The sequence below is a fragment of the Streptomyces griseorubiginosus genome (genome assembly GCF_017614965.1).
Taxonomy (GTDB): Bacteria; Actinomycetota; Actinomycetes; order Streptomycetales; family Streptomycetaceae; genus Streptomyces; species Streptomyces griseorubiginosus_B.
The window spans coordinates 24,885-45,107 of the sequence record NZ_WVUG01000035.1 but is presented as its reverse complement, the minus strand read 5'-3'; the positions used below and the strand labels follow the sequence as shown (position 1 = coordinate 45,107).

Sequence of the window (20,223 nt, the reverse complement as noted above, 5' to 3'; positions counted from 1 at the left end):
CCCCACAGGCGGTCATCGCTCCCCCGGCCAAGGCCGCCAGCACCAGCCGCCGAGTCGTACTCATCCACTCCCCCACCTGCCGGAACGTCCGTCGGCCATGCTAAGCAGCGCGCTCCCCGCCCCCGCCCGCACACCGGACAAGGCTTCCCCAACAATCCTTTGTTGATCATTTGCCCCACCCGACCGAACCATCCCGACCGGTTCGGCCGCAGGGGGAGCGTGAGCGTGGTCGACGAGGTGACCCCGTCGTAACCTCACCTGACGTCGACGAAATCCCCCGCCGTCTTCGCCGGCCCGGTCGTGTCCGTACCGGCGAAGACGAAGCGGAAGTAGCCGTCCCTCGTGGCCTTCGTGGTGGTTCTCAGCGAGCCGCCGCTGCCGCTGGTGACGGTCTTGAGGGTGGTGTAGGTGCTGCTGCCCTTCTTGCGGAACTGCAGTTGCACCGGCCGCCCCTGGTAGCCGCTGTACTTCCCGCTCCCCCAGTCGGCGCGGGTCAGCCTGCCGCTGACGGTGATGGTCCTGCCCTTCTTCACCGGCTCGGGCGAGGCGTTGACCGTCAGCGTGGCGTACCGCTTGAACTGCGCCGTGCCGGCGACGTCGGCGTCCGTCCAGTCGTCGGTGGTGTCCTGTGCCTCGGCGAGCACCTTCCAGGTGCCCGCGAGGCCGTTGTGGTGGAAGTCCCGCGCGGCGTCCACTCCGAAGCTCACCGTGCAGGTGGAGGTGGTGGGGTCGGTGGCCGAGACCGTGCAGGTGCCCGGCGGCGGATACAGGGGCAGGTGGCCGTCGGCGTCGTCGGTGTTGGGACCGTGCCACAGGTAGGCCCAGGTCTTCGCGACGCCGTCCGGGTCCGTGGCTCTCCAGGTGATGGTGACGGTCCTCTTGGTGGTCAGGCCGAGCACGATGTCCTTGCCGCCGTTGACGACGACGTCCGAGAACGTGGTGTCACTGGGGGCGGCCCGGTCCGCCGCGTCGGCGGCTGCGGGAACCACCGACACGGACAGGGCGGTGGCGAGGGACACGGCGGCGAGGGCCGGGCGGATGCGCATGGCTTTCCCCTTCGCGTTCGGAGGGCTCGCCCGTCTCCCCATGGCGAGACCTGATGATGCGTCACGCGTGTTGGACACTCGGGGGCCGGTGGTGGTTGTCCCGTGCTCGCAGTCGCCGCGAGCGCGGGAGCAGCGGCGGCTGCTCCCGCCGAGGTCTCAGGAGGCGATGGTCGTCGTCTGGCCGGTGCCGCTGTTCTGCAGCCACTGCGACCAGGACAGGTTGAAGTCCGCGTAGCCGTTGTCGCCGGCGGCCTTGCCGCGGGGAGAGCCGGTGATGGTGATCGGGTCGCCCTGTTTGACGAAGTCGTAGAACCATTTGGCGTCCGCCAGCGACAGGTGCACGCAGCCGTGCGAGCCCTCACCGTGGCCCGGATACGGGTCACCGGTGGAGTAGTGGACGTAGGTGCCGGAGTTGGTGAGGTGAACGTCCCACGGGAGGGTCAGGTCGTAGTAGTTCGGGTCGCCCTTGGTGCAGCTGATGCCGACGCTGCACGAGGTCATGTGGACCTCGGCCTCCTTGTCGATGACCGCCATGGTGCCGTCCCACGAGGGGAACGCCGCGCTGCCCGCGTCGATGGGCAGGGTCTTCACGAGCGTGCCGTCGTGCGTGACCCGCATGGTGTGGCCGGTCACCGACACGGTGGCCTCGTTGTCGTCGCCGATGGTGAAGGCGTGGTGGTAACCGTGTGTGCCGTAGCGGCCGTTGCCGTCGGTGACGCCGGTCAGCTCGGCGTCGACGCTGACCGAGGTGCCCGGCTTCCAGTAGGTCTTCGGCCGGAAGTCGACCCGCGTGTCGCTGAACCAGTGCCATGCGCCGATCGTCGGCACCGAGGTGGTGATCTTGAGGGCCTTCTCGATCCCGGCCCGTGCGGAGACGGCGACCGGCTTGCTGAAGACCACGGACACCGGCATCGCCACACCGACGGTGGTGCCGGTGCGCGGGGTGATGGACTCCAGGAGCATCGGCGGCCCGGCCGGCGTGCTCGGCTTGGCGTGGGCACCGGACCTGCCATGGGCCGCCGCCGCGTTCGCCGAGGCCGCCTTGCCGTTGGACGTGGTCGCCGGGTGGCTTCCGGTACCGCACGCGCTCGTCCCCACGAGCACCGCGCCGGTCAGCAGCGCGATCGAGACGGCCGTCCTGCGCCGGCCCGCGGTCACGCGCTTGTTCCCCCACAGCTGTGCATGCCTGCGCAATTCATCGCTCCTCGGATCGTCCCCCATGCCGGACATCTCATCGCACGCGTTCGGCCGATCCATGACCGATTCGTCTTGACCGTGTAACCGTCGTCCCGTGGGCCACCGGAGCGGAGTGCGCCACCCCTTGCTCGCCGGGTCAGTGGTGGGGTGAGCGCATCACCCGCTGGATCCGGTCCTCGCGGGTGTGCGCCTGTGGCCAGCGGCCGGCTGCCCGTACGGCGGCCACGATGGCCGCCGTGGCGACCGGGACGACCAGGGAGACCAGGACGACCACGGTGAGCATCAGCGGTCGGCCCGCTGCGGTTCTGCCGTGGCCAGCGCCCGGAACGCCGCCCACCGCACGCGGGGGCGTGGCAGGCCACGGCGTTCCAGATAGCGTGCGGTGGCCCGGTGCGTCCGGCGCAGCACCCGCAGCGCGTCACTCGGGCGCCCGGAGCCCATCGGCTCCACCACGGTGCCGGGCACCAGCAGCCAGCCACCGTCGGTCTGCCGCAGCTCTCCACGGACGAGGGTGTTGCGCATGTTGTTCAGCCGCTCGTCGTGCCGGTGCACCAGCAGGGAGGCGGGGCCGGCCGTCACGGCGACATCGGCGGGTACCGTCACCGCGAAACCCGCGTCCGTCGCCACGGGCCGGGTCCGGGCGAGTACGGGTGCGCCCGTCCCGTCGCACACCGCGAGCACCGCGTCCGGGTAGCGGGCGAGTTGCGCGGCCCCGAGCAGGGATGGCGCGGGGGAACCGGTGACCGGCCGGGTCCCGGGCAAGGAGGCCGAGGGAGGGCGTACGACGGCCTGTTCCGGGGTGACCGTGATGAGCAGGCGCAGGTAGTACCACTCCATCAGCCGCCGGACGCCGGGGGCGAGGTAGGACCGGCTGTGCGGCTGCCGTTCGAAGAGCATCCGCCAGTAGTTCTCGGCGCCTTCCGGCCCCGTCATGATCTCGTCCGGGCAGACGGCCCGGCCGCGGACGAGGATCTGCGGTGCGTGGTCGAGGCCGCTGCCGGTGGGGTCGGACCAGAGCAGGGCCACCCGCCCGTCCCGGCGTACGTTCAGCGCCTTCTGCGCGAAGGCCAGGGACGTGGTCAGCAGCAGCGTGCCGTCGGGCCGGCGTCCGACCGCGGCGGGCCAGGCCACCGGTGCGCCGTCCCGGCCGAGCGTGACGAACTCGCAGGTCCGGTAGGCGTCCAGGACGTCGAGGGGGACGGTGTCGAGGACGGTCACCGGCCCGTCCCCTCAGGCAGCGCGCCGCGCAGGGCACGGCAGGACGCGGCGTACTGCCGTCGGCCGACGGTCTTCCACAGCAGACGGCCGAGGAAGGGGGCCCTGCCGAGGAAGTAGGCGCGCTCCTCGGGCGTCGCGTCTTCGAGGATCGCGCCGACGGCCGTCATCACCTTGTTCCTGGGCAGTGCCTCCAGCCCACGCCGGCCCACCACGTCCCACTCGGCGACGGTCAGGTGGGTGGCGACCAGCGGCAGCACCAACCTCTCCTCGTCGTCGAGGTGTTCGAGCAGCGCGGTGCGATGCTCGGTCAGCGCCAGGGCCAGTTCCTCCCGGGCCATGGGATCGGCATCCCGCAGCCACACGGGCAGCCACTGGGCGACGACCGTGAGGCTCCGGTCGATGCGCTGGTGCTGCTGCTCCATCCGGTCGACCAAGTCACCGTCCGCGCCCCGGGCGTGCAGCAGTGGCCACACCAACTCGTCCTCCAGGGCGTGGTGATGGTGCAGCCCCATGACGTAGTCGTCCAGGTGGGCCGCGATGCGTGCCGCGCGGGTGGTGTCGCCGTCCGGCACCGCCCGTACCAGTCGGGGCGCGAGCGCCGACTCTCGCCGGAAGACGCGGTGGACGACCACCATCTCGTGGGTGTAGGGCCGTTGGCCGGAAGGGGAGGGAAATGCCGTACTGCGGGACACGCCTGCTTGCTCCAACATCGAGGGCCGTCAGATCGCGTCCACGGTCGCCCGACCGTCTTGGCATCTGCTTGGGACGCCCCTTGGCACCCCCCTTGGGACAGCGCTGACCAGCGCGTTTAGCGCATGTTGAACGGCCTGTCCGCACCGCTCGGGTAGATTCGCGCGGCGTGCTGCGTATTCGAGTCCTCGGCCCCCTGGGCGCCGAGCTCCGGGGGACGTCCGTCGCCCTGGGGGCTCCCCGGCAGCGGGCCGTTCTCGCGATGCTGGTCGCGGCCCGCCAGGAGGTGGTGCCCGTCGACCGCATGGTCGACGAGCTGTGGCGCGGGGCGCCCCCGGCCAAGGCCACCGTCTCCCTGCACGCCTATGTCTCGAACCTGCGCCGCCTGCTGGAACCGGAGCGACGCCCGCGCACCCGCCCGTCCGTCCTGGTCACCTCCCCGCCGGGTTACGCGCTGCGGCTGCCCGCCGAGGCGGTGGACGCCTGGCGGTTCGAGGCCCTGGTCTCCCGGGCCCGGAGCGCCCCGCCCGACCGGGCGCGGGAGCCGCTGGCCGAGGCACTGGGGTGGTGGCGGGGTCCGGCCTTCCTGGGACACCAGGACGAGCCGTGGGCCGTGTCCGAGGTGGCCCGGCTGACCGAACTGCACGCTCAGGCACGAGAGTTGGCCGTCGCGGCCGATCTGCGCACCGGACACGCGTCCGAAGCGGTGCTGGCGGCCGAAGTCCTGGTGCGGGACAGGCCGTTGCGGGAGGAGGGCTGGCGGCTGCTCGCCCTCGCCCACTGGGCCTGCGGCCGCCAGGGCGACGCCCTGTCCTGTCTGCGCCGCGCCGCCGCCGTACTGCGCGAGGAGCTCGGCTGCGACCCCGGACCGGCCCTGGCCGAGCTGGAACACGCCGTCCTCGCCCGGCGGTTGGACGTACTGCGCGCCGCCGTACCGATGGATGCGCCGGGGACGGCCGCCGGTGTTCCCGACGAGGAGGACGGCCTCTTCGTGGGCCGGGAGGCCGAACTGAGCGCCGTGGACGCGGCCGCGCGGGCGGCACGGCGCGCGGGCGGTGTGGTCCTGGTGACCGGCGAGGCCGGAGCGGGGAAGTCGGCACTGCTCGACCGGCTCGCCGGGCGGCTGCGGTCCGCGGGGTGGACGGTGGTCGTCGGGCGCTGCCCCGAGTACGAGGGGGCACCGCCCGCATGGGCGTGGGTGGAGGCGCTCGGCGCCCTCGCCGAGCACGTGCCTCCGACGCACCCCGAGGAACTGGTCGCCCTGCTGCGCGAGCCGGAGGCCATGGCCGCCACGACACGTGACGAGGCCGCCGCGGGACGCTTCCGTACCCACCGTGCCTTCGCCGCCTGGCTGCGGGCCGCGGCGGCCGGAGGGCCGCTCGCCGTCCTCCTGGAGGACCTGCACCGCGGCGACGGCGAGACCCTGGCCCTCCTGGAGGCCGCCGCGCAGATCACCGGTGTCCCCCTCCTCGTCGTGGCCGGCTACCGCCCGGCCGAGGTGGGCGAGGAGCTGGTCAAGACCCTCGGCCGGCTCGCCCTCCGGGCCCCGCGCCGCATCGCGCTCGGCGGACTTCCGCCCCGGGACGTCGCGACGGTGGTCACCGCCGTCTGCGGCGAACCCGTCGACGAGGACACGGTGGCGGCGCTCGCCGAACGCACCGGCGGCAATCCGTTCTACGTCCTCGAAAGCGCCCGTCTGCTGGTCAGCGAGGGCGCCCTGGTGGCCGTGTCCGAAGTGCCGCAGGGCGTACGGGACGTACTGCGCCGACGCCTGGCCCTGCTGCCCGCGGAGGCCCGGTCGGCCGTGCAACTGGCGGCCGTGGCGGGCCTGGAGGCCGAGGTCGCCCTTCTCGTCGACGCGGCGGAGACCGACGAGGACACGGTCCTGGAAGGACTCGACGCCGCGCTGGCCGCGGACCTGCTGAGCGAACCCGGGCTCGGGCGGGTGCGCTTCGTGCACGCGCTGGTCCGCGACACCGTGTACACCGACCTGTCCGGGCTGCGGCGGGCCCGGCTGCACGACCGCATCGCGCAAGGGCTGCGGCGCCACCGCCCGCACGATCTCGCGGCCCTGGCCTTCCATTTCGCCCGCTCGGGCAGGACGGCGAACGCGCCCCTGGCCGTCGACTACGCGCTAAGGGCGGCCGAGCTGGCCGAGCGGCGGTACGCCCACGACGTCGCCGTAGGGCTGATCGAACAGGCTCTCCACGCACACCAGGAGGCCGTCGCCGGCCGCGACGCCGCCCCGGACGACACGGTCGCCCTGTTCGTACGGCTGCTGGGCGCGCAGCTGCGGGCCGGGGCGACGGGCGCCGCCCGGGACACCCGGCAGCGGGCGGTCGACCTCGCGGAGCGGGCCGGCCGGGACGACCTGCTCGCCACGGTCTACGGCGCCTGGACCGAGCCCTCGCCCTGGCGCAGCCGGCTGGAGGGCTTCTTCGACCGGACCGCCCTGGCCCGCCTGGAACGGCTCGCCGGCGACCGCGCGCTCGACCGTGCGACGCGCGCCCGGGTCCTCCAGGTCCTGGTCGACGCCGTGGCCGCCGAGGAGGTGCCGCGGGCCGTTCAGGCGGCGCGCACGCAACTGGCGCTGGCCCGGGCGGAGGGCGAACCGCGCCTGCTGGCCTCGGCGTTGATGACCTCGGCCAAGCTGCTGCCGCACGAGGTGCAGGGTGCCGTCCGTACGCCGCTCGTCGCGGAACTGCGGCAGCTGGCCGAGACGCACGACCTGCCGGCCTACCGCTGGGTGTGCGAGCACCTCGACGGCATGACCGCAGCGACCCGCAACGACCCCGCCGGGCTGCGCCGGCACAACGCCGAAGGGCTGGAACTCGCCCTGCGCTACCGCATGGTGTGGGCTCAGGGCATCGCCGCCGCGACCTCGGCGATGCTGGCCGCGGTCAACGGCCGCTTCGACGAGGCCGAGGCCCGCTACGCCGAGGCCGACGGCCTGTTGCGGCGCGTCGGGGCCCACCACGCCACCGGTCCGCGCACCCTGGGCCTGATCACCATCCGTCTCGTGCAGGGGCGGGCGGAGGACATCGAACCGGTCGTCCGTGATCTGCACGCGGAGATCGGCACCCCCGTCGCCGTCGCCCACGCCCTGGTCCTGGCCCGGCTGGGTCGGCTCGAGGAGGCGGCGGCGGTGTCCTTCCTGCCGCGTCCGGTCACGGACCACCTTTACGGGATAGAGCTGGACTTCCGCTGCGAAGTGGCGGTCCTGCTCGGCGACACGGAGACGGCGGCCATGCTGATCGAACAAGTCCTCCCGATCCGTGACCAGTTCGCCGGGACGGCGGGCGCCGCCTACGCGACCCGCCCCCTGGCCCACGCGCTGGCCGATCTGTACCGGCTCGTCGGGGAGGACCGGGCGGCGGCCGATCACTACGCGCTGGCCGAGCGCGTCGCGCTCGCCTGGGACGCGCCGCACCACGTCACCGAGGCCCGCCGGGCGGCCGTACGACTGGAGGCGGAGCGGAAGCGCCGCCGAACCCTGGGTGTCTGACATCCGTCCCGCTGAGGCGCCGTGGGCGCGTCACGGCCGCCGCGGGTCGGAGAGGAGCGGCAGGCGCAGGGTGAAGACCGTTTCCGTGTCCGGGGTGCTGGTCACCGAGACGGTGCCGCCGTGCGCCTCGGTGAGCTGGCGGACGATGGCGAGGCCCAGGCCGCTGCCGCCGGTCTGGCGGCTGCGGGACTTGTCGGCGCGCCAGAAGCGGTCGAAGACGCGGGGCAGGTCGTCGGCGGCGATCCCGGTGCCGGTGTCGGCGACCTCGATCAGGACCTCGTCGCCCGCCCGGCGGCAGCCCAGGGTGACGGTACCTCCGGCAGGGGTGTGCCGGAGGGCGTTGGACAGCAGGTTGCCGACGGCCTGGCGCAGGCGTACGGGATCGGCGGACAGGACCGGGGTGTCCTCGACGCGGGTGGTGAGCGTGACGCCGGCGGTCTCGGCCCGGCCGCGGTGGGCCGCGGCGACGTGGTCGAGGAGGTCCCGCAGCCGCAGGGGCTCGGGGTGCAGCCGGAAGCGGCCCGCGTCGGCCTGCGCCAGATGCTGGAGGTCGTCGACGATGTGCTGGAGCAGCAGGGCCTCCTCCAGCAGGGAGGCGACGAACGCGTCGTCGGAGACGGCCAGTCCGTCCTGGGCCGCCTCAAGCCAGCTGCGGATCGTGCTGAGCGGGGTGCGCAGTTCATGGGCGACATCGCTGACCATGGCCTTGCGCTGGACCTCCACCCGCTCGCGGCGTTCCGCCAGGTCGTTGAAGGCGGCTGCCAGCCGGCCGATCTCGTCGTGGGTGGTCACCGGTACCCGCAGATGCTGCTGGGCCGGGTGGCGGGCGGCGTCGGTGAGCGTGCGCAGGGGCCGTACCAGGCGGGTGCCGACGGTGACGGTGACGGCCACGGTGAGGACGAGGACGAGCGCGGCGACACCGGCGACCCGGGCCGTGTTGGCCGAGGAGAGGTCGAAGCCGGGTGCGGCGGCCGATCCGGTGGGGGTGGCGACGAACAGCAGCGCGGCCGGAGCGACGTACGGGGCGAGCTGCTCGCGGCGGGCGGTGTCGATGCACGGCTGGACGGCGTCGCCGGCGTTTCCGGGGGGACTGAAGCTGAGATCGACCGGCACGGGACCCAGGTTCTGGCGTTTCAGGCAGCCGGTCACCAGGGTGTTGAGCCGGTCGAGCGCCCGTTTCTCGGTGGGAGTGGGGTCGTCCAGTCGGTACAGCTCGCACACCTCGCCGACCTTGCGCTGGGTCCCGATGTCGCCGCCGAGGACGAGGGCGGGCCTGCCGTTCGGCTCTTCGGTGACTCCGGCGGGGGAGCCGACGCCGCGCAGACAGGACTGCAACTTCCTCACCCGGCTGAGCAGTTCCGCACGGTCGGCTTTCCGCAGCCGGTACGGGCCGACCGCCCGCGGGTCGATGCCGTCCGCCTTGACCCCGGGCAGCAGCGCGGGGTCGGCCCTGAGCGGGTCGATCAGCGCCGAGGCCTTGGCGGGGAGGGTGGTCATGGTGCCGGACGCGGCGATGGGCAGGCGGTCCTGGGTGGTCAGGGTGATACGGCGGCCGGTCCGTTCGGTCAGCCGTTTCAGGACGGGCGTGACCGCGGACCAGCCGGTGTGGCCGGCGGCGTACCCGATGAGCGTGTCGTAGATCTGGGCGTCGTCGGCGAGGACCTGTCCCTGCTCCTGCTGGATGGCGCTGGTGGTGGTGCGCGCGGCGAGCCAGGCGGTGGCCGCGACCGAGCACACGGCGATGGTGATCGACGCGGCCAGCAGCCGGACCAGCAGGCTGCGCCGCCACGGCACCCTGCCGTCGGCCCTGCTCCGCTCAGCGTCCACGGCTGCCGTCGCTGAGGCGGTAGCCCACTCCGAACACCGTCTGCAGATAGACCGGCCGGCGGGGTACGGCCTCGATCTTCTTGCGGAGGTTCAACACGTGGACGTCGATGGTGCGTTCGGTGATGTAACGGTCGTCCCCCCGCGTGCCGGCCAGGAGTTGGCGGCGGGTGAAGACGCGTTCCGGCTCGGCGGCCATCATCGCGAGGACGTCGAACTCGCCCGGGGTGCAGGCCACTTGGCGGCCCTCGATCTCGACGGTACGGCGGACGGGGTCCACCGCGAGGGCGCCGACCCGCAGCACCGGGTCGCTCAAGACGGCGGCCGTCCTGGTCCGGCGGAGCAACGTGCGGACGCGGGCCATCAGTTCACGGGGGCTGTAGGGCTTGGTCAGGTAGTCGTCGGCGCCGAGGTCCAGACCGAGCAGCAGGTCCTCCTCGGTGCTGCGGGCGGTCAGCATCAGCACCGGCAGATCGCTCTCGCGGCGGAGGATCCGGCAGACGTCCAGACCGTCGACGACCGGCATCATCACGTCGAGGACCAGCAGGTCGGGCCGCCCGCGGCGGACCTCGTCGAGCGCCGCGCGCCCGTCGTGGACGAGCAGGGCGGTGTGCCCCTCCCGCTCCAGGTAGCGGCGGATCACCTCGGCCTGTTTGATGTCGTCCTCGGCCACCAGGACACGGGCGTTCATGGCGGCCAGGGTAGGCACGACGGGATCAGGCCAGACGGCTTTCTGACGGCGTCCTGACAGGATCGTCATAACTCCGGGCCATGGTCTGCGCCATGTTGAAACCCTCCACTCGAGCCGCGGTGTTCACCTCCGTCGGCGCGGCCGGCCTGCTCCTCCTCACCGCGTGCGGGGGCGCCGGCGGACACGACGACGCGGGCAAGGGCGGCAAGGACGAGGTCGCCTCGCTGAACACCCCTGCGGTGAAAGGCGGTTCGGCCAGTGCGAGCGCCGATCCCGACGCGGGCCGGCCGCAGATCCGGCTGGACAGCACCCAGGACGACGTCAACCGCATGTGGGACGGCTGGACCTCCTGTCTGAAGGAGCACGGCGTCGACAAGACGTACAAGAGGCACCCGGACGCCCCCGGCGTGAAGGCCTGCGCGGGGAAGCTGCCGCTCGATCCGCCGGAGCTGGACCCGGCCAAGAACCCGGACTTCGTCGACGACACCCGGGCCATGGTGAAGTGCATGAACGAGCACCACATCAAGAGCGTGGTCACGGACCGAGGCTGGGGCCTGGCCGACGGCGCCAGCCTGAGCGCCCCCGACTACGACCAGATCATGGTCGCTTGTCAGGTGAAGGCGTTCGGTGACCACCACTGACGACACGGAGGCCGCCCGCCCGTCGAGCGGACGGCGCGTGACACCGGGCAGAGGGCGGGTGGTCATCGGTGCGGTGGCCGTGGCGGTCGTCGTGGCGAGCGCGCTGACCGTGACCGCCTGGCAGAACGACGGCGGGAAGCCGGACACCGGCGGCGGCGCCGCGCACACCGCGACCGCCGTGGTGACCAGGAGCGACCTCTCCAACGCCCAGACCCTGGACGGAAATCTCGGCTACGGCCGGGCCACCATGGTGAAGGGCGGCAAGAGCGGCCTGCTCACCTGGCTGCCCGCGACGGGGGCCACGGTGCGCCGGGGCCGGCCGCTGTACCGGGTGGACAACGTGCCGGTACCGCTCTTCTACGGCGGCACACCGCTGTACCGGACCCTGGAGGCAAGGGGCACCACCGGCCCGGACGTGAGGACGGTGGCCGACAACCTCAGGGCACTCGGCTACGACATCGGCGTACAGCCCGCGGTGGGCACCTGGGTCACCCCGCGGCACGTCACGCCGACGGCCACCGCGAGCCCGCCGAGCCCCACGTCCGGCGCTTCCCCCTCCCCCACCACCCTCGCGGCGCCGTCCACCACCCCCGTCCGGGTCAAACGCGGCGACGGCGTCCTGACCGCCGGCCTCATCGCCGCGATCAAGCGGTGGCAGACCGCGGCCGGCATGCCGGCCACCGGTGTGCTGGGCGTCGGTGACGTCCTGGTGCTGTCCGGTCCCGTACGGGTCGAGGGCGTACAGGCGCAGCTCGCCGACCCGGCCGACGGGACCCTGATGACGGTCACCTCCACCGCCAAGTCGGTGACCGTCCAGGTCGACCCGGGCGAGGCGGGCTCGATGAAGCGGGGCGACACGGTGACGGTGAGCCTGCCCGACGGTTCCACCGCCCCGGGCACCATCGCCTCCATCGGCGCCACCGTCCGCACGACCGACGCCTCGAACGGCGACGACTCCTCCGGGCAGCCCCGGCTGACCGTCGGCATCGACCTGCGCGACACCGCGGCGGTGCGCGGGCTGAACTCCACGCCGGTACAGGTGCAGTTCACCTCGGAGACCCGCAAGGGCGTGCTCACCGTGCCCATCGGCGCCCTGACGGCGCTGCGCGAGGGCGGCTACGCGGTCCAGTTGCCCGGCGGCCGGCTGGTGGCGGTGAGGACCGGGATGTTCTCCAAGGGCGTGGTGGAGATCAGCGGTGACGGCATCAGCGCCGGGACCAGGGTGGTGACGACGTCATGAGCGCGCCACCGGTGCTGGCGGTGCAGGGCGCGAGCATGGTGTACCCGGGCGGGGTCACGGCGCTCCACGACGTCTGGCTGGCCGTCGAACAGGGCGAACTGCTCGGCATCGTGGGCCCGTCCGGGTCCGGCAAGTCGACACTGCTGAACATCATGGGCACGCTGGACCGGCCGACCAGCGGAACCGTGGAGATCGACGGCCAGGACGTGGCACGGCTCTCCGACCGCAGCCTGTCGGCGTTGCGGGGCCGCCGACTCGGCTTCGTCTTCCAGCAGTTCCACCTCACCGACGGGCTGACCGCCGCCGAGAACGTCGCCACCGGCCTGCTGTACGCCGGGGTGCCGCGCCGCAGACGCCGGCCGCTGGCCCTGGAGGCGCTGGACCGGGTGGGGCTGGCCCGCCGGGCCCGTCATCTGCCGCAGCAGCTCTCCGGCGGTGAGCGGCAGCGGGTGGCCATCGCCCGTGCCCTGGTCAACCGGCCCGTCCTGGTGCTCGCGGACGAGCCCACGGGCGCGCTGGACACCGCGAACGGTGTGGCCGTACTGGATCTGCTGACCACGCTGAACCGCGAGGGGACCACCATCGCGGTCATCACCCACGACCGGGACATCGCGGCCCAGTTGCCGCGCCGGGTGGAGATCCGCGACGGCCGCCTGCGCTCCGACACCCGCGTCGACGCCGACGCCCGCATGGAAAGCTGGTCATGACCATCACATCGACGCGTCGGCACGCCACCGGCGGGGTCGGCGACAGCAGGCCGGTGCGGCTGGCGCCGCTGGACATCCTGGGCCTGGGGCTGCTGGGCATCCGTACCCGCAAGATACGCGCGGCCCTGTCCGCGCTCGGCATCTCGATCGGCATCGCCACCCTGATCGTCGTCACCGGGATCCCGGCGTCCAGCCAGAGAGCGCTGATGAGGGAACTGTCCGCGCTGGGCACCAACATGCTCAGGGCCGTGCCCGCCCATCAGGACCCGCCGGTGTTGCTGCCCCCCGAGTCGGTGGACATGGTGCGCCGGATCGGGCCGGTCACGGCGGCCAGCGCGGTGGCCAACACCCATACGGAGGTCTTCCGCAACGACCGCCTGGGCGCCGACGACTACACCGGACTGACCGTCCTGGCCAGCAGACTCGACCTGCTGCGGACGATCAACGCGCGGGTGGCCTCGGGCCGCTTCCTCACCCCTGCGACGGAGAGGTTCCCCACGGCCGTCCTCGGCTCGGTGGCCGCCTCCCGCCTCGGCATCCCGAGGATCACCACCGGGCGGCCCGCCCCGCAGATCTACGTCGACGGCCACTGGTTCACGGTCGTCGGGACCCTCGCCAGAACCCCCCTCTCGCCGGACATCGACCGCTCGGTCCTCGTCGGCTGGGACGCGGCGCGCACCCTGCTGAAGTTCGACGGCCACCCGACCGTGCTCTACCTCAAGGCCAGGGAGTCCCAGATCGAGGCCGTGCGTGACGTACTGCCGGCCACCATCAATCCCCCACTGCCCGGCGTGGTCCAGGTCAGCCGCCCGTCCGACGCGCTGGCCGCCAAACGGGCCACCGCGTCCACGTTCTCCGCGCTCTTCCTCGGACTCGCCGGGGTCGCGCTCCTCGTCGGCGGCATCGGAGTCGCCAACACCATGGTCATCTCGGTCCTCGAACGCCGCCGCGAGATCGGCCTGCGCCGGGCCCTGGGCGCCAACCGGGGCCAGATACGCGCCCAGTTCCTCACCGAGTCGGTCGTCCTGTCGGCCCTCGGCGGCCTGGCCGGCACCGCCCTGGGCACGCTGGCGACGGTCGCCTACGCCACCCACCAGCACTGGCCACCGGTCATCCCCCTCACCTCGGTGACGGCCGGCCTCACCGGCGCGATCGTGATCGGCATGCTGGCCGGCGTCTACCCGTCCCTGCGAGCGGCCCGGTTGACACCGACGGAGGCACTGGCGACGACGTAGCCGCGCCTTCGCCGGGCACGCCGGGGCGCTCAGCCCGCCAGCCCCCTTCCCCGGTCGGCCCGACCACCCTGAGGCCGGCGTCGGGCCGCACCCGGGCGAGGTCTCGGACCCGCCCACGTGCCAGAATGGAGAAGTCCGTTCTCCCTTCCGGCTGCTCCGAGGTTCCCTTCGTGTCCCAGACCGTCGGCCGCGTGCCCCAGCGACGCAACGCACGGTCCAACCGGGAGCGCATCCTGGCCACCGCGCGCCAGGAGCTGGGGCGGAATCCCGACATCACCCTGGAGGAGCTCGCCCGCGCCTCCGGAGTCGTACGGCGCACCCTGTTCGGACACTTCCCCGGACGGGCCGCGCTCCTGGACGCCTTGGCCGAGGAGGCCGCGGAAGCCCTCCAGGCCGCCGTCGCGGTCGCAGCGGACACGACCGAACCGGCCGACCGGGCGCTCGCCCTCTTCTCGTTGTCGCTCTGGCCCGTCGGCGATCGCTACCGGATGCTCCTGGCGCTGGCCCGACGGGACCTCGGCATGGAACGGGTCGCCGGGATCCTGGAGCCCGCCCGGATCAGGGCCACGGCCATCGTGGCGCAGGGACAGCGGGACGGCGTCTTCCACTCCCAGCTGCCCGCCCCGGTGCTGAGCGCCGGCCTGGAGGCGATGACGGTCGCCCTGCTGGAAGAGGTCAACACCGGGGCGCTGGAGGACGACGGCACCCGGGTGGCCGTCACCGCGCTCATCGCGGCCGGCGTGCCGGAGAAGCGCGCGCGGGCCGTGGTCGACGACGTGGCCACCGCACCGGACGCCCCTGCCGGCTGAGCCACGACACGGCGACCGGCCTCGTCGGCCCGCTCCACACCTTCCGCATCCGCACCGTCATCGACCGCTGCCCGCTCCCCCTCCTGGCCCACGCCAGGCCCCCTGATGAAAGAGGAGGACGGTGCCGGGCGTCCCCTCCCGGCACCGTCCCGGGGCCGTGCGCCGCTCAAGGCACGGCCCGTCCTGGGGGTGGAGGAGGCCGGAATCGGGGTTCCGGCCTCCGGTGTACGGGGCTCAGGCGTCCACGGTCTCGGTCTGCTCCTCGGTCGTCTGCGCCGCCTCTTCCGCACCGTGCTCGATGGTGTGCCCGCGGCGGCCGGGCAGGACGGCGATGACGATCAGGGTGCCGGCGGCCATGATGATGCCGCCGATGAGACTGGTGTGGGCGATGGCGTGGGCGAAGGACTCGTGCACCGCCCCGAGCAGGGTCTGGGCCTGCTCGGCACCGCCCTGGGGGTTCTTGGCGACCTGCTCGGCGACCGCGACGCCGCCGCCGACCGAGTCCTTGGCGGTGTCCATCGCCTCGGCCGGGAGATGGCCGCCGACCAGGTCGGTCAGCTTGTCCTTGTAGGAGGTGGCCAGCAGCGAGCCGAGGATGGCGATGCCCAGCGAGGCGCCGAGTTCCAGGGCGGTGTCGTTGGCCCCGCCGCCGACGCCCAACTCGTCCTCGGGGAAGGAGCCCATGATGGTGTCGGTGGCCGGGGACAGGCTCAGGCCGATGGCGAAGCCGAGCAGCAGCAGCGGGGCCAGGAAGTCGGTGTAGGTGGAGCCGGAGTCGATCCGGCTGAGCAGGAAGACGCCTGCCGTGCCGATCACCATGCCGGTGCCGACCACGATCTTCACGCCGAGCTTCGGAGCCAGCTTGCCGGTGACCGCGGCACCGGCGAACACGGCTCCGGCCAGCGGCAGCAGGCGGATGCCGGTCTCCAGGGCGTCGTAGCCGAGGACGAACTGCAGGAACTGGGTGGAGTAGTAGATCGAGCCGAAGGTGCCGAAGAAGAAGAACAGCACCGCGAGCATCGAGCCGCCGAAGGGACGCTCGGCGAACTTGCGCACGTCCAGCATGGGGTTGGGGTGCTTCAACTCCCAGGCCACGAAGGCCAGCAGGCCCACGCCGGCCACGACGGCCGCGGTGATCGGGCCGGCGCCCCAGCCGAAGTGCGGGCCCTCGATGGTCGCGTAGACCAGGGAGCCGACCGACACGATCGACAGCAGACCGCCGACGTAGTCGATGCGGCCCATGCCCTCCGCCTTCGACGGCGGCACCAGCAGCAGCGCGCCGACGACGCCCAGGACGGCGATGGGGACGTTCATCAGGAAGGTCGAGCCCCAGGCGTGGTCCTCCAGCAGCCATCCGGCGGCCAGCGGACCGGCGGCGATGGCGAGACCGGAGGTCGCGGACCAGGCGGTGATCGCCTTGGCGCGCTCGGCCCTCGGGAAGATCGCGACCAGTAGCGACAGCGTGGCCGGCATGACGACGGCGGCGCCGACGCCCATGATCGCGCGGGCCGTGATGACCAGGTCGGTGTGGTGGACCAGGCCGCCCATCACGGAACCGCCGATGAAGATCAGCAGACCCAGGACGAGCGCGCCCCGACGGCTGTACTTGTCGCCTATCGCGCCGAGCACGAGCATCAGCGCGGCGTAGGGGACGGTGTAGCCGTCGATGACCCACTGCAGGTCACTGCTGCTCAGCCCCAGGTCCTTGGTCATGTCGGGGGCGGCCACGATCAACGACGTGTTCGCCATGACCACGATCAGCAGGCTCACGCAGAGCACCAGCAGCGCCCACCAGCGGCGCGGATAGGGGTCGGCCATCTTCTCGACGGGTGTCTTCGCAAAGAGCGGCATGGTCAGGCTCCTCGGCAGAGGGTGAAGCGGTGGCTTCGGGGTGTGGATCGGTGGGAGTGGCGCGGGTGAGGCCAAGAGGAGGCCCGACGCCAGGGCAGTTAATTGCCCGCTGATGTGCAATCTAGTTTATTGCCCGTCGATGTGCAACTATCGAGTCGCCCTCCCCCCGTCAACCGGAGGTCCGACATGACCCACGCACCCGTCGCAGCAGCCCGGGAGAGCAGCCGAACCCTGCTCACACGGGCTCGCATCCTCGAAGCGGCCCGACAGCAACTCGGCCGCGCCCCCGACAGCAGCCTCGGTGACATCGCCGAGGCGGCGGGCGTCGTACGGCGCACGGTCTACGGCCACTTCAACGGCCGGGCCGCGCTCGTGGAGGGGCTGGTGGAGGAGGCCGCGCAAGCATTGCGTCGGGCGCTCGCGGTCCCTCGGGCACCGGTGGCGGACGCCGTCACGGAGCTGGCCCGCTTCGTCCTCGCCCTGTGGCCCGTCGGCGACCGCTACCGCATCCTGCTCCGCCTCGCCCCCCAGGACCTCGACCCCGACCGGGTCACCCAAGTCCTCTCCCTCGCACGCGAGACGGCGGAGGCGATCATCTCCCGCGGCCGGCGCCAGCGGGTCTTCCAGACCTGCGCCCCGCCGGCCGTACTGGCCCGGACGCTGGAGGGCTACCTGCTAGGGCTCCTGGAGTGCGTGAACAGCGGGGTCTGGAGCGACGACGGCACCGACACCGCGACCGCCGCCCTGATCGCGATGGGGGTGGCCCCGGACAGCGCCACGACGTGCGTCCACGGACTCGTCCGACCTGAGGACGACGCCGCGTAGGCGCACTCCCCAGGCACCACCCGAAGAGGAGTCTCCATGTACCATTCCCGCCCCGACGAGGAGTACGTCGGCGAGCCCCACTACGGCGACGGCTCCCTGTACGTGAGCCCCCCGACCCGGACCAGGCGACGCCTGATCCTCGTCGCCGCGTCCCTGGCGGCCCTGCTGATCGGTGCCGTCGCAGTCGACCGGGCCGCCGCGGCACACGCGGAGAGCCGCACGGCCAAGGCCTTCCAGGACGGAATGGGAACCGCCGATCGTCCATCGGTACACGTCAGCGGCTTCCCCGTGCTGCCCCAGCTCGCCGAGGGCCGCCTGAACCACGTCGACCTCACCGCCCACGACATCCCCGCGAACGGCACGACCCGGCCCCTGCCGGTGACGAAGCTGACGGTCGGGATGGACGGGTTGAAGACCTCCGGGAGCGCCGGCGAGGCACACGCCCGCAGCGTTCGGGCGACCGCCCGTCTGTCGTACGCGGACGTGTCGAACGCGCTCGGCCTGGAGGTGTCGCAAGGCGACGAGCCGGGCCGGATCGACGCGACGGCCGGTCTGCCGCTCGTCGGCGACGTGACCGTGAGCGTGACCGTCTCGGCGGCCGGCGGCAACCGCATCGCCTTCACGGACGTACGGGCGGAGCAGGGCGAACTGCTTCCCCCGTTGAAATCACTGTTGGACAAGGCACTGGACGAGCCCATTCCGCTGCGGAACGTTCCCGCAGGGCTGCACCTTCGCTCGGTCACCGCCACCAAGGACGGGATCGACGCCCGCTTCACGGGCCGCGCGGTCACCTTCCGCCCGGACTCCTCGTCCGCTTGACGTCAGTCGATGTCGGGCAGGGGGCGCCGGGCGACCTCGTGGGCGTCGTCGGCGGGCAGGCCCAGCATGCGCAGGACCATCTCGGCGAGATCCACCGCGGCCTCGTCGCCGTCCACCTCAGGACGGGCGAAGCGCAGCTCCACCAGGGACAGCAGGGTGCCGCCCAGCGCGGACAGGGCGACCGTGGGGTCGACGGCGGTGAAGCGGCCGGAGGCCGCGCCGACCTGGAGGTCACGCAGGGCCCGGCGGGTCAGGCCGTTGTCCGAATGGATGTGGCCGAGACCGCCACGACGCAGGACCTGCATCAGCTCCGGATGGGAGTCGGCCATGCGGGCGCTCATCCGGAAGCCGGCGGCGACGAGTTCCGCCGGGTCGTCGATCCCGGCCAGGCGCTTGTCGAAGTTCTGGCCGAACTCCTCCAGCGCGTCCACCACCGCCGCCTCGAACAGCTCGTTCTTCGACTCGAAGTGGTTGTAGAAGGAGCCGAAGCCGACGTCGGCGCGCTCGGCGATCGCCTGGATGCTGGCGCTGGTGTCCCCGGTCTCGGCGAGTATCTGCCGGGCCGCGCGGATGAGCGCCTTCCGGGTCTCGGCGCGGCGCCGCTCGAACCGGTTGCTGGGCGGGGCTGACGTAGGCATGCGCGCAGTCTAGCCGCGTAGCGATCGTGATCGCAGTCCTGATGAATTCATCATTTCCGCTGGCGAACACCTTGACGAAGAGACTGTCAAACTTGATGATTTCCTCATTACGGCAATGTTGCTCGGAGGGCACCATGTCTGAAACCCGCGTCCACGGGGCCGACATCTTCACGGCCCACCAGGACCTGCACAGCGAGCAGGGCGCCCTGCGCGGAGAACACCCCGGCCGCTCCCGGAACCCCCTGATCAAGGTGGCGGACCTGGCCTGGCTGGAGTTCGAGAAGCCCGACCTGGACCGGGCCGAGGTCTTCGCCCGGGACTTCGGCTTCCAGGTCGCCGCCCGCACCGAGCGCGAGCTGTGGCTGCGCGGCACCTTCGCGGGCTCGCCCTGCATGGTGATCCGGCGCGGTCGGACCTCCCGTTTCATCGGCCCGGCGTTCCGCGCGGCGGAGCGCGCCGACCTGGACCGGCTGGCCCGGGCGACGGGCCGGGACCTGCGGGAGGTGGACGTGCCGGGCGGTGGCAAGGTCGTCGACCTGCTCGACCCCTCGGGCTTCCCCGTGCGGGTGGTGCACTGCGGCGAGCGGCTGCCCGCGCTGCCGGAGCAGCGGCCGCTCCTGCTCAACTTCGGCACCGATCACCGCCGTACGAACGCCACCCAGCGCCCGCCGCGCGAACCCTCCCGCATCCAGCGGCTGGGCCATGTGGTGCTGGAGACAAGGGTGTTCGCCCGCGCCCTGGACTGGTACCTGGACACCCTCGGCATGATCGTGTCCGACTTCCTCTTCCTGGACGGGCAGCGGGGCCGGGGGCCCACGATGGCGTTCATCCGCTGCGACCTCGGCAGCGTGCCGGCCGACCATCACACCCTCGCCATGCACCTGGGACCCGGCACCGGCTACGTCCACTCCGCCTACCAGGTCACCGACCTGGACTCGATCGCGACCGGCGGGGAGTACCTCAAGGAGCGCGGCTACAAGCGCAGTTGGGGCATCGGCCGGCACATCCAGGGCAGCCAGCTCTTCGACTACTGGCGCGACCCCGACCACTTCATGCTGGAGCACTTCGCCGACGGCGACCTGTTCTCCTGTGACCTCGAGCCCGGCTGGGCACCCATGTCCACCAGCGGACTGGCCCAGTGGGGACCGCCCGCCACCCGCGACTTCCTGGGGGCGAGCCCCTCCCCGCAGCGGGTCCGCGACGTCATCCAGGCCCTGCGCGGCGACAACGAGATGGACCCCGCACGCCTGCTCGGCCTGCTCAAGGCCGCAAATTCCTGAACCCTTT

Annotated in this window: 18 protein-coding genes; 9 read left to right on the top strand and 9 right to left on the bottom strand. The window is 72.5% G+C overall.

Annotation, left to right across the window (positions count from 1 at the left end):
* Positions 1–254: 254 nt before the first annotated feature.
* The 5 genes from GRC12_RS09995 to GRC12_RS09975 all read right to left on the bottom strand — a co-directional run bounded on the left by GRC12_RS09995 (position 255) and on the right by GRC12_RS09975 (position 4,153).
* Positions 255–1,046: a hypothetical protein gene (locus tag GRC12_RS09995; protein ID WP_208778830.1), complete on the bottom strand. Its 792-nt coding sequence runs from the start codon at positions 1,044–1,046 to the stop codon at positions 255–257.
* Between the two features lie 156 nt (positions 1,047–1,202).
* The gene (locus GRC12_RS09990) at positions 1,203–2,240 is read right to left on the bottom strand and encodes a L,D-transpeptidase (RefSeq protein ID WP_244372550.1); all 1,038 of its coding nucleotides are present in this window, start codon (positions 2,238–2,240) and stop codon (positions 1,203–1,205) included.
* Between the two features lie 139 nt (positions 2,241–2,379).
* Positions 2,380–2,526, bottom strand: coding sequence for a hypothetical protein (locus tag GRC12_RS09985; protein WP_208778828.1), 147 nt, complete (start codon positions 2,524–2,526; stop codon positions 2,380–2,382).
* Positions 2,526–3,461, bottom strand: coding sequence for a pyridoxamine 5'-phosphate oxidase family protein (locus tag GRC12_RS09980; protein WP_208778827.1), 936 nt, complete (start codon positions 3,459–3,461; stop codon positions 2,526–2,528). Before GRC12_RS09980 ends, GRC12_RS09985 begins: the two co-directional genes overlap by 1 nt.
* Positions 3,458–4,153, bottom strand: coding sequence for a hemerythrin domain-containing protein (locus tag GRC12_RS09975; RefSeq protein WP_308286519.1), 696 nt, complete (start codon positions 4,151–4,153; stop codon positions 3,458–3,460). The genes GRC12_RS09980 and GRC12_RS09975 overlap by 4 nt, the downstream gene beginning before the upstream one ends.
* A gap of 167 nt (positions 4,154–4,320) precedes the next feature.
* On the opposite strand from GRC12_RS09975, the gene GRC12_RS09970 reads away from it, so the two are divergent.
* On the top strand, positions 4,321–7,656 hold the full coding sequence (locus GRC12_RS09970; protein ID WP_308286518.1) for a BTAD domain-containing putative transcriptional regulator: 3,336 nt from the start codon (positions 4,321–4,323) through the stop codon (positions 7,654–7,656).
* A 30-nt stretch (positions 7,657–7,686) separates the two neighbouring features.
* Here the strand turns inward: GRC12_RS09970 and GRC12_RS09965 are convergent, their stop codons facing one another.
* On the bottom strand, positions 7,687–9,483 hold the full coding sequence (locus GRC12_RS09965; RefSeq protein ID WP_308286517.1) for a sensor histidine kinase: 1,797 nt from the start codon (positions 9,481–9,483) through the stop codon (positions 7,687–7,689).
* Positions 9,473–10,171 carry a response regulator transcription factor gene (locus tag GRC12_RS09960; protein WP_208778826.1) on the bottom strand — a complete coding sequence of 233 codons (699 nt, stop codon included), beginning with the start codon at positions 10,169–10,171 and terminating at the stop codon, positions 9,473–9,475. Before GRC12_RS09960 ends, GRC12_RS09965 begins: the two co-directional genes overlap by 11 nt.
* A 92-nt stretch (positions 10,172–10,263) precedes the next feature.
* Here GRC12_RS09960 and GRC12_RS09955 point away from each other — a divergent pair, with 92 nt between their 5' ends.
* The 5 genes from GRC12_RS09955 (at position 10,264) to GRC12_RS09935 (ending at position 14,803) form a co-directional block, all read left to right on the top strand.
* On the top strand, positions 10,264–10,812 hold the full coding sequence (locus GRC12_RS09955; protein ID WP_208778825.1) for a hypothetical protein: 549 nt from the start codon (positions 10,264–10,266) through the stop codon (positions 10,810–10,812).
* Complete coding sequence (locus tag GRC12_RS09950; protein ID WP_308286516.1) at positions 10,799–12,052, top strand: hypothetical protein; 1,254 nt, start codon at positions 10,799–10,801, stop codon at positions 12,050–12,052. The genes GRC12_RS09955 and GRC12_RS09950 overlap by 14 nt, the downstream gene beginning before the upstream one ends.
* Positions 12,049–12,759, top strand: a complete 711-nt coding sequence (locus GRC12_RS09945) for an ABC transporter ATP-binding protein (protein ID WP_280117448.1) — start codon at positions 12,049–12,051, stop codon at positions 12,757–12,759. The genes GRC12_RS09950 and GRC12_RS09945 overlap by 4 nt, the downstream gene beginning before the upstream one ends.
* Positions 12,756–13,994, top strand: a complete 1,239-nt coding sequence (locus GRC12_RS09940; RefSeq protein ID WP_208778824.1) for an ABC transporter permease — start codon at positions 12,756–12,758, stop codon at positions 13,992–13,994. The genes GRC12_RS09945 and GRC12_RS09940 overlap by 4 nt, the downstream gene beginning before the upstream one ends.
* Positions 13,995–14,119: 125 nt before the next feature.
* Positions 14,120–14,803 (top strand): TetR family transcriptional regulator, encoded by a 684-nt coding sequence (locus GRC12_RS09935; protein WP_244372549.1) that lies wholly within the window; start codon positions 14,120–14,122, stop codon positions 14,801–14,803.
* A 234-nt stretch (positions 14,804–15,037) separates the two neighbouring features.
* On the opposite strand, the gene GRC12_RS09930 is transcribed toward GRC12_RS09935, so the two are convergent.
* Complete coding sequence (locus GRC12_RS09930; protein ID WP_208778822.1) at positions 15,038–16,654, bottom strand: MFS transporter; 1,617 nt, start codon at positions 16,652–16,654, stop codon at positions 15,038–15,040.
* A gap of 186 nt (positions 16,655–16,840) precedes the next feature.
* On the opposite strand from GRC12_RS09930, the gene GRC12_RS46380 reads away from it, so the two are divergent.
* Positions 16,841–17,479 carry a TetR/AcrR family transcriptional regulator gene (locus GRC12_RS46380; RefSeq protein ID WP_208778821.1) on the top strand — a complete coding sequence of 213 codons (639 nt, stop codon included), beginning with the start codon at positions 16,841–16,843 and terminating at the stop codon, positions 17,477–17,479.
* Positions 17,480–17,515: 36 nt separating this feature from the next.
* Complete coding sequence (locus GRC12_RS09920; RefSeq protein ID WP_208778820.1) at positions 17,516–18,298, top strand: LmeA family phospholipid-binding protein; 783 nt, start codon at positions 17,516–17,518, stop codon at positions 18,296–18,298.
* Positions 18,299–18,300: 2 nt separating this feature from the next.
* Here the strand turns inward: GRC12_RS09920 and GRC12_RS09915 are convergent, their stop codons facing one another.
* Positions 18,301–18,936, bottom strand: coding sequence for a TetR/AcrR family transcriptional regulator (locus GRC12_RS09915; RefSeq protein WP_208778819.1), 636 nt, complete (start codon positions 18,934–18,936; stop codon positions 18,301–18,303).
* Between the two features lie 134 nt (positions 18,937–19,070).
* Between GRC12_RS09915 and GRC12_RS09910 the strand changes: the two genes are divergently transcribed.
* The gene (locus tag GRC12_RS09910; protein ID WP_208778818.1) at positions 19,071–20,216 is read left to right on the top strand and encodes a VOC family protein; all 1,146 of its coding nucleotides are present in this window, start codon (positions 19,071–19,073) and stop codon (positions 20,214–20,216) included.
* Positions 20,217–20,223 lie beyond the last annotated feature (7 nt).